This is a genomic window from Streptomyces sp. AK08-02, from assembly GCF_033795085.1.
Classification (GTDB): Bacteria; Actinomycetota; Actinomycetes; order Streptomycetales; family Streptomycetaceae; genus Streptomyces; species Streptomyces echiniscabiei.
In genome coordinates, this window is record NZ_JARAZV010000008.1 from 344,086 (window position 1) to 358,247 (window position 14,162).

Annotated in this window: 12 protein-coding genes and 1 tRNA gene; 9 read left to right on the forward strand and 4 right to left on the reverse strand. The window is 71.7% G+C overall.

The window, feature by feature from the left end:
* Positions 1 to 9 precede the first annotated feature (9 nt).
* Positions 10 to 1,188, reverse strand: a complete 1,179-nt coding sequence (locus PV734_RS18975; RefSeq protein ID WP_319091127.1) for a phytanoyl-CoA dioxygenase family protein — start codon at positions 1,186 to 1,188, stop codon at positions 10 to 12.
* A 114-nt stretch (positions 1,189 to 1,302) separates the two neighbouring features.
* On the opposite strand from PV734_RS18975, the gene PV734_RS18980 reads away from it, so the two are divergent.
* A complete protein-coding gene (locus PV734_RS18980; protein WP_319091126.1) occupies positions 1,303 to 2,325 on the forward strand; it encodes a LacI family DNA-binding transcriptional regulator in 1,023 nt (340 codons plus the stop codon).
* 237 nt (positions 2,326 to 2,562) lie between these two features.
* On the opposite strand, the gene PV734_RS18985 is transcribed toward PV734_RS18980, so the two are convergent.
* Positions 2,563 to 4,332 carry a helix-turn-helix domain-containing protein gene (locus PV734_RS18985; protein WP_319091125.1) on the reverse strand — a complete coding sequence of 590 codons (1,770 nt, stop codon included), beginning with the start codon at positions 4,330 to 4,332 and terminating at the stop codon, positions 2,563 to 2,565.
* 177 nt (positions 4,333 to 4,509) lie between these two features.
* Here PV734_RS18985 and PV734_RS18990 point away from each other — a divergent pair, with 177 nt between their 5' ends.
* From PV734_RS18990 to PV734_RS19010, 5 genes are all read left to right on the forward strand, one after another.
* Entirely contained in the window at positions 4,510 to 6,249 is a 1,740-nt protein-coding gene (locus PV734_RS18990; RefSeq protein WP_319091124.1) for an FAD-dependent monooxygenase, read from the forward strand.
* A gap of 41 nt (positions 6,250 to 6,290) precedes the next feature.
* Positions 6,291 to 7,232 carry an intradiol ring-cleavage dioxygenase gene (locus PV734_RS18995; RefSeq protein WP_319091123.1) on the forward strand — a complete coding sequence of 314 codons (942 nt, stop codon included), beginning with the start codon at positions 6,291 to 6,293 and terminating at the stop codon, positions 7,230 to 7,232.
* Positions 7,229 to 8,314, forward strand: coding sequence for a maleylacetate reductase (locus PV734_RS19000; RefSeq protein ID WP_319290420.1), 1,086 nt, complete (start codon positions 7,229 to 7,231; stop codon positions 8,312 to 8,314). Before PV734_RS18995 ends, PV734_RS19000 begins: the two co-directional genes overlap by 4 nt.
* A 66-nt stretch (positions 8,315 to 8,380) precedes the next feature.
* A complete protein-coding gene (locus PV734_RS19005) occupies positions 8,381 to 9,292 on the forward strand; it encodes a YceI family protein (protein WP_319091121.1) in 912 nt (303 codons plus the stop codon).
* A 117-nt stretch (positions 9,293 to 9,409) separates the two neighbouring features.
* Entirely contained in the window at positions 9,410 to 10,177 is a 768-nt protein-coding gene (locus PV734_RS19010; RefSeq protein ID WP_319290422.1) for an NPP1 family protein, read from the forward strand.
* A 10-nt stretch (positions 10,178 to 10,187) separates the two neighbouring features.
* Here PV734_RS19010 and PV734_RS19015 read toward each other — a convergent pair whose 3' ends face one another.
* The gene (locus PV734_RS19015) at positions 10,188 to 10,694 is read right to left on the reverse strand and encodes an excalibur calcium-binding domain-containing protein (RefSeq protein ID WP_319290424.1); all 507 of its coding nucleotides are present in this window, start codon (positions 10,692 to 10,694) and stop codon (positions 10,188 to 10,190) included.
* Positions 10,695 to 10,860: 166 nt separating this feature from the next.
* Here PV734_RS19015 and PV734_RS19020 point away from each other — a divergent pair.
* Positions 10,861 to 10,934: transfer RNA gene (locus PV734_RS19020), tRNA-Pro, on the forward strand.
* 116 nt (positions 10,935 to 11,050) lie between these two features.
* Here PV734_RS19020 and PV734_RS19025 read toward each other — a convergent pair.
* A complete protein-coding gene (locus PV734_RS19025; protein WP_319091118.1) occupies positions 11,051 to 11,995 on the reverse strand; it encodes a LysR family transcriptional regulator in 945 nt (314 codons plus the stop codon).
* 383 nt (positions 11,996 to 12,378) lie between these two features.
* Between PV734_RS19025 and PV734_RS19030 the strand changes: the two genes are divergently transcribed.
* Together PV734_RS19030 and PV734_RS19035 are read left to right on the forward strand one after the other, a co-directional pair.
* Positions 12,379 to 12,588: a hypothetical protein gene (locus PV734_RS19030; protein WP_319290426.1), complete on the forward strand. Its 210-nt coding sequence runs from the start codon at positions 12,379 to 12,381 to the stop codon at positions 12,586 to 12,588.
* Positions 12,585 to 14,159, forward strand: a complete 1,575-nt coding sequence (locus tag PV734_RS19035; protein ID WP_319290428.1) for a serine/threonine-protein kinase — start codon at positions 12,585 to 12,587, stop codon at positions 14,157 to 14,159. The genes PV734_RS19030 and PV734_RS19035 overlap by 4 nt, the downstream gene beginning before the upstream one ends.
* The last annotated feature ends 3 nt before the right edge of the window (positions 14,160 to 14,162 follow it).

The following is a 14,162-nucleotide window of genomic DNA, read 5'->3' on the forward strand; positions in this document are numbered from 1 at the left end:
TCTCGTTCCTCAGCTCATCTGTCGTTCGGCGCCGGCCCGCAGTGCGTCGCGGAGCGCCTCGGGGGTCCACTCCTCGCGCAGTGCACGCCGCACGAGGTCCGCCTGCGAGGGCGGGGCCAGGCCGTCGACCGGCGGATCCCGGTCGAGGTTGGTGGGAAAGGGGTAGCCCTCGGCCGAGGCCGCGACGACCGCGTGCAGCCATGCGTCGCCCGCTCCCTCGGCCTTGCGGGCGAGCAGCACCGGATAGACCGCGTTCACGATCGCCTCCCGGTCGACGGTCTCCATGGCCCGCCCGAACGCGGAGGACACCTGGAGGAGGTTCGCCATCCGGCGGATGTCCGCGGAGCGGTTGGTACCGGCCGCGTGGAAGAGCGCCGGGTTGAAGAACGCGGCGTCGCCCTTGGACAGGGGCAGCTGCACATGGTGGGCGTCGAAGTACGCCGCGAACTCCGGCAGCCGCCAGGCCAGGTATCCGGGCTCGTACGTGTGCGAGTACGGCAGGTACAGGGTCGGGCCGGACTCGACGGGCATGTCGCAGTGGGCAACCGCGCCCTGCAACGTCAGTACGGGGGAGAGCCGGTGGACGTGCGCCGGGTAGCCGGCAGCCGCCTCGTCGGACAGGAAACCGAGGTGATAGTCGCGGTGCGGGCTTTGCGCGGCGCCACCGGGGTTGACCACGTTGATCTGTGAGGTGACCTGGTAGCCGGGGCCGAGCCAGGCCGTCGAGACGAGGGCGACCATGTCGTTGGCGTAGTAGTCGGCGAACGCGTCCGGCGCGCGCAGGGCCGCCTTCTCCAGGGCGTTCCACACCCGGTCGTTGGCGCCCGGCCTGGCGAAGTGGTCGCCCGCCACCGTCCCCGCGGCGCGCTGGTCGGCGATGAGCGCCTCGAAGGCGGCGGTCGCCCGGTCCACGACCGACAGATCGGCGAAGGCCCGCTGGAGCACCACGACGCCGGGTCCGTCGGTGAGCGCCCGGACCAGCTCCGCGAGGACCTTCCGGTGTCCGTCCGGTGTGGTGACGGCGGCGCGCAGCCGCTCACTGTCGTAGACGAGGACGTTGTCGCGGACGGCGGTCGCGTACGGGTAGTCGGCGGCGTCGGTCGTGCGCTCGACCTCGGCGCGGAAGGCGTCGAGATCGCAGTCCTGTTCGGACAGCCACGCGGGGCGCTGTGCGGCGCTGAGGGACATCGTCGTCCTTCTCTCGACTCTCGGTGTTGCTGTCATTGTTGTCATGACAAACTCGTCAAACAACCAGCAGACGGCCATCAAAAACCCCTCAAGCGGAAGCCGAGGAACCTCCCCATGGGCCACCCCTTTCCGATCCGGGAGATCGCACGTCAGGCCGGCCTCAGCGAGGCCACCGTCGACCGCGTCCTCAACGGCAGGGGCGGTGTGCGCGAGAGCACCCGGACGGAGGTGCGGCAGGCCATCGCCGACCTGGACCGACAGCGCACCCAGGTCCGGCTGGTCGGCCGTACGTTCATGATCGACATCGTGATGCAGGCGCCCGAGCGGTTCACCACCACGGTCCGGGCCGCCCTGGAGGCCGAGCTGCCCGCCCTCCATCCGGCCGTCGTGCGCTCCCGCTTCCACTTCCGCGAGACCGGCCCGGTGGCGGAGCTGGCGGCGGGCCTCGACCGTATCGCCCGGCGCGGCTCGCAGGGCGTCATCCTCAAGGCACCGGACGTGCCCGAGGTCACCGCCGCCGTCGGACGCCTCGTGGCCGCCGGCATCCCGGTCGTCACCCTGGTGACAGACCTGCCCTCCAGTGCCCGCCTCGCCTACGTGGGCATCGACAACCGGGCCGCCGGGGCCACGGCGGCCTACCTGATGGGCCAGTGGCTCGGCGAACTCCCCGGCAACGTACTCACCAGCCTCAGCAGCGGCTTCTTCCGCAACGAGGAGGAGCGTGAGATGGGCTTCCGGGGCGCGATGCGGGCCCGGCACCCCGAGCGCGCCCTTGTCGAGATCACCGAGGGGCAGGGTCTGGACGCCACCCAGTACGACCTGGTCCGGGACGCCCTGGAACGCGACCCCGACATCCGTGCGGTGTACTCGATCGGCGGCGGCAACATCGCGACGCTACGGGCCTTCGCGGACCTGGGACGGGAGTGCGCGGTGTTCGTCGCGCACGACCTGGACCACGACAACACCCGTCTGCTGCGTGAGCACCGCCTGTCCTGCGTCCTCCACCACGACCTCCGCCAGGACATGCACGAGGCCTGCCGCACGATCATGCGCACCCACGGCGCCCTCCCACCGGCCGGCCCCACCCTGCCGTCGGCGATCCAGGTGGTAACCCCGTACAACATGCCCCCACGCTGACCGCTTCCGGGCGCCCCAAAAGGGGCGCGGGGAACTGCGCGACCAGCCACAGCGGACCCGCAGTGACTCCACCACACAAGCCGAGCCGAGCCGGCCATCACCCCCCCCGAGCGACACCCACCCCCCGACTCCACAGACCGACTCATGACCGCACGAACCGGTGCGCCTCGATGACCTTCAGATCGTCGTACCCCATCGCGTTCGCCGCCCCCGGCTGACCCCAGAGGGTGAAACCGCTCAGGCCCGGTACTCGCGCAGCTTCCGGTACAGCGTCGCGCGGGCGATGCCCAGGGCCGTCGCCGTGCGGGCCTTGTTGCCGCCGTTGCGGCGCAGCGCCTCCAGGATGGCGGTGCGCTCGGCGTGCTCCATCGGGCTGAGCGGGCGTACCGCGGGCCCATCCCTCACCGGGTCCGGGAGTTCGGCCCGTCCGACCGGCCCCGACGCCCGACGGCTGTCCGCCAACGTCCTTACCAGGTGCGCGAGTTCGGTGACATTCCCCGGCCACGGATATCGCTCCAGAGCCCGCAGCGCGTCCAGCGTCCAGGTGAGCGGCGGTGTGCCGCCGGCCGGCCTCGGTGTCAGGGCCGGGAGCAACTCGCGGATGTCCTCGGGGCGTTCACGCAGCGCGGGCAGGACGACCGAGCGGGCGCCCAGGGTGTCCAGGAACCGCTGAAGGCAGGGGCCCGGGGGAGTGCCGGGTGTGTAGGTGACCAGCAGGCGGACGTCCGGACGCTCGTCGAGAAGCCCGTTCAGCGCGGCGACGTCCGACTGGGCGAGACGCTCCGCATGCCGGAGGAGGAGTGGTCGCTCTCCCGTCAACTCGCCCTGTCCCAGACCGAGTTCCGGCTCCTCGGCGGCGTCGAGGACCAGCGGCTCGGCGTCGCCCAGCAGTTCGCGGGCCAGCGCGGTCTTGCCCGATCCGCGCTCCCCGGTCAGCAGGAGCGGTTCGCTGCCGCCCGCCAACTCCACGGCCCGGCCCGCCGCGTGGAGCCACGGCACCGAACTCCCGGCCAGCCGCCCCGCCGCAGGACGCGGCACCGCCCGTACAACCGCCCGTGTCACCGCACCCTCCGGGTCCGCCTCCAGCACGGCGACGATCCCGACCACCCGGCCGCTGCCCTGCTCCCGCACCGGACGGAACTCGGCGCTGCAGCCCGCTCCCTCGGGCAGGGCGATGTCGTACGACGAGACGGGCGCCGGTGACTGCAACAGCGCCCGCGCGCCCCGCTCCAGCCACTCCAGCACCTGCGGCGACACCAGCCGCGCAGCCGCCTCACTGACCAGCCGGCCGCGCCCGTCCAGCGCCACCACCGCGCGCTCCGGCCCGCCACCGTTCCCGCCTCCGTGCTCCCCCTCCGGCACGCGCGCCGCCCGTGCGTAGGCGTCGACGAGGGCCCGCTCGGCCGAGCGGGAACCGGCCAGCAACTCCGCCTCGACCGCCGCCGCTGCCGCCTCCGCGAGGGCCGCGCCGGGATGCGGGCCCTCGCCGGCGCACAGTTCGGAGGCGACCGTGATCGTGCCGAGGGGGCGGCCGGACTCCGGGGCGAACACCGGCACACTGACCGCCGACACGTCCTGCCACACGTCGAGGAAGTGCTCGGGGCCGTGCACCTCGGCGCGCCGCCGGACGCGCAGGGCGAGCGCCGCGCTGTTGTGCCCGACCTCCCGCTCGGCCAGATCGCGGCGCAACTCGACCCCGGGCGTGCTGCCCTCCGCCCACAGCACCCGCAGCCGTTCGTCGGTGAGCAGCAGCGTCGTCCCGCCGCCGAGAGCCGGGGCGAGCCGTTCGAGGACGGGCCGGGCCGCCACCAGCAGGGCCGACCCGAAGGCCCGGCCGTCGACGGGGCCGGCCTGACGCACGTCGTGCCGCACACCGAGGAAACGGGCGCGCCGCCAGGCGGCGACGGTCTCGTCGGGGACGTCGTCGGGCAGTGGGTGCCCGGTCAGGAACCGCTGGCGCGCCTGGCTGAGCAGGAGGAGGGCGGGAGATTCTTCGGCTGTGGTCATGGCACGACTCACCGTATCGGGCCGGGTTCGCGGGGCGCCCCGGCGGTGCGGTGAGATTCCGGGAAGCGATGGGTGTCTCGTATTGAGACACCCACGCACGGCCGTACCGCTCCACGATCATGGTTGGCCGCCCGGCTGTTCCCGGACGAGGCCTGTCCACCGTTTGGAGTGCTTCTCGTGCATACCGTTGTCGAGACCGACGTACTGATCGTGGGCAGCGGCCCGGCCGGAGCGTCGGCCGCGCTCGCGCTGAGCACCTACGGCGTGCCCAACATCGTCGTCACCCGGTACGCAGGCCTCGCCGACACGCCCCGCGCGCACATCACCAACCAGCGCACGATGGAGGTTCTGCGCGACCTCGGTGTGGAGCAGGACGTGGTCGCCAAGGCGACGCCCCAGCACCTGATGGGCGACACCACCTTCTGCACCAGCCTGGCCGGCGAGGAACTGGGCAGGGTCCGCTCCTGGGGCAACGACCCGCTCGTCCAGGCCGCGCACGAACTGGCCGGTCCCACCCGGATGTGCGACATGCCGCAGCACCTGATGGAGCCGGTTCTCGTCGACGCGGCCGTCGCCCGTGGAACCCGACTCCGGTTCCAGACCGAGTACCTGACGCACACTCAGGACGAATCCGGCGTCACGGCCACCGTCCGTGACCGGTTGCGCGGCGACACGTACGAGATCCGCGCCCGCTATCTGATCGGCGCCGACGGTGGCCGTTCCAAGGTCGCCGAGGACGCCGGACTGCCCATGGGCGGTCAGATGGGTGTCGCGGGCAGCATCAACATCGTCTTCGACGCCGACCTCACCCGGTACACGGCCCACCGCCCCTCCACCCTCTACTGGGTCCTCGCCCCGGGCGCCACCGTCGGCGGCATCGGCGCGGGGCTGGTCCGCAACGTCCGCCCCTGGAACGAGTGGATGATCGTCTGGGGCTACGACGTGACCGCCGGCGCCCCCGACCTCACCACCGAGTACGCCGAGGGAATCGTCCGCAGGCTGGTCGGCGACGACGACATCCCCGTGACCATCAAGTCGTCCTCGGCCTGGACGGTCAACGAGATGTACGCCGAGACCTACGCCAACGGACGCGTCCTCTGCGCCGGCGACGCCGTCCACCGGCACCCGCCGTCCAACGGGCTCGGCTCGAACACCTCCGTCCAGGACGCCTACAACCTGGCCTGGAAGCTGAAGCTGGTCCTCGACGGCGTCGCCGACCCCTCGCTGCTCGACAGCTACACCGCCGAACGGGCCCCCGTGGGCAAGCAGGTCGTCACCCGCGCCAACAAGTCCATCGCCGAGACCGCTCCGATCTTCGCGGCGCTCGACGGGCTCTCCCCGCAGACCCCGGAGGAGCTGTGGGCCAACATCGCCGCCCGCAAGGACGCCACCGAGGCCGCCGCCGGGCAGCGCGCCCGGCTGCGGGCGGCGATCGCCGCCAAGGTGTACGAGTTCAACGCCCACGGAGTCGACCTCAACCAGCGCTACGAGTCCGCCGCGATCGTCCCCGACGGCACCCCCGACCCCGGCTTCGCTCGTGACCCCGAGCTGTACCACCAGCCCACCACCCGCCCCGGCGCCCGGATCCCGCACGCCTGGCTCACCTCCGGCACCCGCACCCTGTCCACCCTCGACACCGTGGGCGGGGGCCGCTTCACCCTCCTCACCGGCATCGGCGGCGACGCCTGGATCCGCGCGGCGAAGGCCCAGCCCCTCGACATCGCCACGGTCGTCGTCGGCCCCGGCCAGGAGTACGAGGACCCCTACGGCGACTGGGCCGGACTCAGCGAGGTGTCCGACGCGGGCGTGCTGCTCGTACGCCCGGACGGGTTCGTCGCGTTCCGACACGCCGAAGCCGCCGAGAACGCCGAACAGTTGCTGACGGACGCGCTGCGACAGATCCTCGGACATGCCTGACGGGACAGGTCGGACAGGACGGACAGGACGGAGCGCGCGGAATGACCACTGAACCCAGCCCACGTGACGGCGGTGAGGGTGCCGGATTCACCACCGCCGTCACCGAGGCGGTCGTCGACAGCATGAGCGGGACCGCCGACCCGCGCCTGCGCGAGCTGCTCACCTCCCTCACCCGCCACCTCCACGCCTTCGTACGGGAGACCGAGCCGACGATGGCCGAGTGGGAGCGGGCCATCAACTTCCTGACGGCGACCGGGCAGACCTGCACCGACACCCGGCAGGAGTTCATCCTCCTGTCGGACGTCCTCGGTGTCTCGATGCTCGTGGAGACCCTCAACGGCCACGGCGACCCGGGCGCCACCGAGTCGACGGTGCTCGGGCCCTTCCACATGACGAAGTCTCCGGTACGCGAACTGGGCGCCGACATCGACCTGGTGGGCAACGGAGAGCCGTGCGTGATCAGCGGGCGGGTGCTCGACAGGGACGGAACTCCGTTGCCCGGGGCGGTACTCGATGTCTGGCAGGCCGACGCCGAGGGCTACTACGACGTCCAGCAGCCCGACGTCCAGCCGCCGGGCAACGGCCGCGGGCTCTTCACCGCGAACGCGGAGGGCCGCTTCTGGTTCCGCACCTGTGTGCCGAGCCCGTACCCCATCCCGACGGACGGCCCCGTCGGCGCACTGCTCCACGCCACCGACCGGCACCCCTACCGGCCGGCCCACATCCACTTCATCGCCACCGCCGACGGCCACGAGCCCGTCACCACCCACATCTTCGTCGCGGGCAGCGAATACCTCGACTCGGACGCCGTGTTCGCGGTGAAGGAGAGCCTGGTCCAGGACTTCACCGAGACCGACGACCCGTCCCTGGCAGGGGAGTTCGGCGTCCCGAACCCCTTCCGCCACGCACGCTTCGACCTCGTACTTGAGCGGGACAAGTCGAAACAGCCGGACAAGTCGCAGCAGTTGGAGAAGAAGGCGTGAGGGGCGAGACGGACTTCGTCTACGAGGCCCTGCCGACGCGGGTCGTGCTGCGGGCCGGGGCCGCCCTGACCGCGACGGCCGGGGAGGCCGAACGGCTCGGTCTGCGACGGCTGTTGGTGGTGTGCGGTGGGCGCGGCAGACAGACCGCGCAGGCGGTCGCCGACTCGCTCGGACCGGCCCTGGCGGGTCTGCACGCCGAGGCGCGGATGCACGTACCCGTGGAAGTCGCCGACCGGGCTGTGGAAGTGGCGCTCGCGGCGGGCGCCGACGGGTGTGTGGCGGTCGGCGGCGGCTCCGCGATCGGCCTGGGCAAGGCGATCGCGCTGCGCACCGGGCTGCCTCTGATCGCCGTGCCCTCCACCTACTCCGGCTCGGAGATGACCCCCGTCTGGGGCCTGACCGAGAAGGGCGTGAAAACCACCGGCCGCGACCGATCGGTCCTCCCGCGCAGCGTGGTGTACGACCCCGAGCTGACCCTCTCCCTGCCGGTCCCGCTCTCGGTCACCAGCGGCATCAACGCGATCGCCCACGCGGTGGAGGCCCTCTACGCCCCGGACGCCTCTCCGCTCGTCTCCCTGATGGCGCGGGAGGGCGTACGGGCGATGGCCGAGGCGCTCCCGGCCGTGGCCGCCGACCCGGTGTCCCTCGACGCACGAGGCCGAGCCCTTTACGGGGCGTGGCTGTGCGGCTCCTGCCTCGGCGCCACCACCATGGGCCTGCACCACAAACTGTGCCATGTCCTCGGCGGCACCTTCGGCCTGCCGCACGCCGAGACCCACACGGTCGTCCTGCCGCACGCCCTGGCCTACAACGCGCCCGCCGCACCCGAGGCGGCAGACGCCGTCGCCCGTGCGCTGGGCGGCGCGACCGACGCCCCGACCGCCCTGTGGGAGCTGGCCGGACGTCTCGACGCTCCGCGTTCCCTCGCCGAACTGGGCCTCACCGAGGCCGACGTGGCGGTGGCGGCGGCCCAGGTGGCCGGGCAGCGGCCGTACGCCAACCCGCGCGAGGTCACGCCCGAGGGTGTGCTCGGTCTGCTGCGGGCGGCGTACCGGGGCGCGGCGCCCGGGACGGCGGACTGAGGCCGGGTACCGCACCCGCGCCACCCCCTTGACGGCCAAGAGAAGTACGACAGAAAGGCAACCCCGATGGCCCTCGCACTGCTCAGACGCCTGCGGTCCAGAGGCGCCCCCGACCGCGAGGGCCTCTCACTCTCCCTCCCGTCCGGCGCGGGCGCCCTCGGCTGCGAGGTCCTCGACCCCTTGGGCCAGCCCATGGGCGGCGCCGATGTGACGGTGAGCGCGACCGACGCCCACCAGGTGATGGCACGCGGTACGACGGACCCGTACGGCTACTTCCTCGCGGTGCTGCCCGCGGGCCGCTACAGCCTGATGGTGATGGCCGAGGGACTCACGCCGTCCCGCGAGACGGTCGATCTCGTCGACGGGGTGATGCTTCCGACGCGGCGCGTCCAGTTGGAGCCGGCCCGGCCCCTGGACCTCCCGGTGCCCGGCACCTGGCTCTTCGACCCGCCGCACACGGCGATCCGGTTCATCGCCAAGCATGTCGGGATGGGTCATGTGCACGGCCGCTTCGAGCGGTTCGAGGGTGGCATCCAGGTGGCGCGGTCGATGGCCGAGTCCCGGGTGCAGGTCCGTATCGACGCGTCGAGCATCACCACCGGAAACCGGACCAGGGACGACCATCTGCGGTCGGCGGACTTCCTGGACGTCGAGCGCTATCCGTACATCGACTTCGTGAGCTCGCGTTTCTCCTACCGGGCCGGTGCGAAGTGGGCGGTGCAGGGCTCGCTGTCGATGCACGGGGTGAGCCGCTCGATGTCGCTGGACACGACCTACCTGGGGTCCGTCAACGGCGGCTACGGCGAGGAGTTGCGCTGCGCCGCCCATGCCCGCGCGGAACTGCACCGGGAGGACTACACGCTCAACTGGCGTTCGATGCTGGCCCGTGGCATCGCGGTGGTCGGGCCGACAGTCCAACTGGAGCTGGACGTGCAGGCGATGTACCGGACGCACGACACGCCGACGCCGCCGGAGTAGGCCCCCACGTTCATCGGGCGCGCTCGAACCTTTCCTTCCGAGTGACCGATCCGTGATATGGGCATGCCAATCTGACCGAACCGCCGTACCCCGCACGGCATCGATCAGGAGGCCCCCGTGAAGAGACGTGTGCGCACCCGCAGAGCCTCGCTCGTCCTCGGCAGCGCGGTCGCGCTGGTCGTCGCCTTTCCCGGCACCGCCCTGGCCGCCCCGCCCGGAGCCCTCCCGGCCAACGCCGACGGCACCGAGCAGACGTACCAGCCGGCGTACGACTACGACACGGACGGCTGCTACTCCACCCCCGCCATCGGCGCCACGGGCACCCTCAATGGTGGCCTCAAGCCGACCGGTTCCCTCAACGGGCAGTGCAGGGACGCCTCCGACCTCGACAACACCAACGGCTACTCCCGCTACAAGTGCAACAACGGCTGGTGCGCGATCATCTACGGCCTCTACTTCGAGAAGGACCAGGCACTCCCGGGCAGCAGCATCGGGGGACACCGGCATGACTGGGAGCATGTGGTGGTGTGGGTGCGGGACGGCGTGGCGGAGTACGTCTCGACCTCCAACCACGGCGGCTTCACCATCCACGCCCGGGACCAGGTCCGGTGGGACGGCACGCACCCCAAGATCGTCTACCACAAGGACGGCATCAGAACGCACTGCTTCCGCCTCGCGGGTACCAACGACGAGCCGCCGGAGAACCACGAGGGAACCTGGCAGTTCCCGGCGCTGGTCGGCTGGAACGGCTATCCGTCAGGCATCCGCGACAAGCTGACCTCAGCCGACTGGGGCAGCGCCAACTTCGGCCTCAAGGACGGCAACTTCGCCTCCCACCTGGCGGCGGCCATGCCTGCGGGAATCGCGTTCGACCCGAACGCCTGACCTCTGCCCGTCACTCGCAGCCGACGCCGTCGCCGTCCCGGTCGAGATGCCGGCCGTAGCCGGGATCACCGACACGCACCGGGACGGCTCCGGCGGCGCGGGCGGCCGCGCAGTTCGCGTAGTACACGCTGTCGTCGCCGGACCCGGAGCCGTCGTCCGATCCCGCGTCGGAGCCGGTGTCGGTGTCGACGGCCGGCTCGGCCGTCACCGTCCTCGTCGCCCGCACGGTGACGGTGGCGGCGGGTTCGGGCGTGGCTGTCACGGTGCTCGTGACCGTGGCGGTCGCCGTGGCCGTCGCCGTCACGGTCGCTGTGGGCGTCGGGTCGGCGGCCACCGCGTCCTTGCCGTCCCCCTGACCGCTTCCCCCGATGCCGACGCCGAGGAAGAACGCGAGCCCGAGGGCGGGCAGGACGAATCTCTTACGAGCCCATCTCGGCCCCTGTCCCCGACGGTCGGGCGTCGGTCCCGGTATCGGAGCCTGTGGCGCGTTCCCGGGAGTGCTGTACGGATTGCTCATGGTCGTCCCCCTGTTGTGTTTCGGGTGGGACGACGGTAGTGCGGCGGATGGGCCGGTAAGGGCCCTTTGATGTCCCGGTGACCGTTCCGTAACCGCTCGGAGGCAGGGCGGGTGTGCGGTAGGGTTTGTCTGTGCGATCACGCGGGGCAACCGTGGGTCGACGCACCGGGACGTGGCGCAGCTTGGTAGCGCACTTGACTGGGGGTCAAGGGGTCGCAGGTTCAAATCCTGTCGTCCCGACTTTTCGAAGTCGTGGGTCAGGGGCCGCTTCAGAGGAGATCTGAAGCGGCCCCTGATGGTTTTCGGGTCCCGGACGGGGGACCGGTGGGGGATCCGGTCAGGTTTTCTCCCGTACCTCACCCGCCTTGGAGAGCAGTATCGGCCGCCTCCCGTACGGCGGCGATGGTCGGTTCGTCGCGTCTCGTGGCGAGCCAGGCCAGGGCGGCGCTGCAGGGGGCGAGATCGGTGACGTCGACGTAGCGGATGCCGGGGCGGGGGAACAGGTCGCGTGCGGCCGCCGGGAGGAAGCACATCGCCTCTCCACCCGCCACGGCGTGCAGCAGGGACTCCATGTCGGTGACCACCGGCCCGTACCGCACGGTGCTGCCGTCGGGGCGCGGGTCCACCGCCCAGAAGTCCCACCACACGCGAGGCACCTTCTCTGGCATGGCGACCACGGGCCGGCCGGCCAACTGCGCCAGGGAGACACTGGGCAGCGAGGCCAGCGGATCGCCCGCGGAGAGGCAGGCCACGCGGGGCTCGGTGGCGAGCCTGCGCACCTCTGTGCCGGCCGGGACGGGGGGCCGTAGGAACATCACGTCGACCTCCTGCCGCAGGAGAGCGGTGAAGTGGTCGGCGAAGTTGAGGCTGACCACCTGCAGTGTCATCCGGGGGTGCCGCTCCAGCAGCGCGCTCAGAACGGCACGGGTGTGCGGCATGGCGGCCTCGGCGCCGATGGTTCCCGCGACGAGCCGGCCGGAGAGCTGGCGAGCCTGGGCGTCGGCCGTCCTTCGCACCCTGGCGACGGCGTCGACGGCCGCTCGCGCCTCGGGGACCAGGGCCCGTCCGGCGACGGTGAGCGCGACGGCCCGGCTGGTGCGCTCGAACAGCCTTACTCCCAGGCGCTGTTCCAGGTCGCGGATCTGCTGGCTGAGTGCGGACTGCGTGATGAACAGACGGGTGGCGGCGCGCCTGAAATGGAGTTCCTCACTGAGCACCACGAACAGGCGCAACTGATGGACGCTCGGTTCGGCGGGCCGCTCGGATCCCTTACCGGCTATGACAGTTGCCCGATTTCTCATTCATGAGGGTTACCTTATCGACGGGTTGGGATTCCGCATGCCTGAATCCCATGACAACGAGGGTGCCGTCGTGTGAGTGTTCTGATCGCTGCCCTGGTCGCCGGACCGACCATCCTGGCTTGTCGCAGGGAATCAGGGGGACCGAACGTGACCGTGTCCCACGGCCGGGAACCGGTACTGCCACCGTCGCCTCTTAGCACCCGGAGCGTCTTCGGTGCGGGGCGGAACCTTGATCGACCGACCGCGCGGCCCGCCGGCCGCCCACGAGCCGGTGCCAGGGCTCCGCACCCGGCCGGGCCGAACCCCACAGCCCTGGAGCGGAGTTCCGTCCGGACCGGGACGCTGGGCATGGGCACCAGGAACACGAGGAGGAGAAGGAGAGCATGAGCCACGTACTGGTTCACCTGCTGTCGGACGGGTGGCCGCGGATCGCCGCCTCGGCCACCGGAGCGGGACAGGGCGTGCGGCGCGACGGCGAACGGGAGGCGGCGGTGGCGCTCGCCCCGCGTTTCGGGCTCGTCCGCGAGGAGTTTCCGGGCCTTCTGCAGTCGAGAGGAGCGTCGCTTCGGCGGACGGGGGTGGCGGGAGCGTGAACAGCGGATCCGTGGAGGTGGTCCCGCGCGGCTACCGGGTCGGCGAGTGGGAGGTCACCGACCTGATCGGTGCCGGTGGATGGGGGACGGTGTACGCGGGCAGGCGCGCCGACGACGTCAGTGACGTCAGTGACGTCAGTGACGTCAGTGATGCCGGTGATGCCGGTGACGCCGATGAGACCGGTGAGACCGGCGACCACGGGAACGCCGGCGATGACGGGAGCGGGTCGGCCGCCGACGGGGAGACGGCCCCGACGGAGGTGGCGCTCAAGTTTCTGCCCACGGCCGGACTCGCGCCGCGTCAGGCGCGCGGACTGGTGGAGACCGGGCGGCGCGAAGCCGAGTTCAGCCGGCGCACCCGGCACCCCCGGCTCATCCGGCTGTTCGACTCGATCACCCTCGACGAGTCCGCCGGTTCGGCCTTCGACGGGGCCGTGGTGCTCGTGATGGAGCGGGCCGAACGAAGCCTGCGCGAACGGCTGGAGGCCTCGTCCGACCCGGGCCGGTCCGGTTCCTCGCCGTCCGGGGAAGAGCCGCTGTCGGTGGGGGAGGGAGCGCGGCTGCTCACCGAGATCTGCGAAGGGCTGGCGCACCTGCACGAACTGGGCTGGGTGCACGGCGACCTCAAGCCCGACAACGTCCTGCTCATGGCGGACGGATCGGTACGGCTGGCGGATTTCGGCCTTGCGGTGGAACTGACCGGCACCCACGCCTACGTACCGCCCCTGGGCACCCTCGACTACCTGCCGCCGGAACGCCGACAGGCGTCGCTGGGCGAACGGGGTGTGCAGGTACGGCAGAGCACCGACATCTGGGCGCTCGGCGTGATGATCCATCAGGTCTTCACCGGAGGCGTCCTGCCCTTCCCCGGTGCCACGCCGGCGGCCCGTGGAGCCGCCGCCCAGGAGTACGCCGACGGACGCGCACCGCTGCGCATGGATCTGCGGATGCCGCCCTTCTGGCGTGAACTGGCGGCAGACTGCCTCAGTCCGGCCCACACCGACCGGGCCGCGCACACCGCCGAAAGCCTGTTGGGCCGTATCAGGGCCGAACAGGCACGCGCCCTGGCGCCTCCGGGAACACGGCGCAGGCGCAGGGTCCTGGCAGCCGCCGCACTGACGGTGGTCGCGGGCGGAGTGGGTGCCGCCGGGTGGCTCCAGTTCGACGACGACGATCGGTCATCGGGCGGAGGCGCCACGCCGGGGCGGAGCGGGGCGACGGCGAGCGTCGTGGCGAACGCGTCCATAAAGGTGTACAACGCCGAGCGGTCGTGCCACCGGCTCGGCGAGCGGCACAACCTGTGCAGCCTCGGACTCGCGATCGACCCCTCGCTGCCGTACGACATCGACAACGTCGTGCGGACCCGGGTCTGGGGCGGCGACGTCCTGACCGCCGACTGCCAGTTCCCGCAGGGGATGCCGGTCGCCGACGAGGCGGGCACACGCTCGGTGCGGTGGTACAGGGTGCGTCTCACGGCGGAGAAGGGCCGGACCACGGCCTGGCTGCCGGCCGTGCGGACGAAGGATCGTCCGGCGCTGGCGGAGTGCCCGGCCCGGCCCTCTCCGAGCTGACCC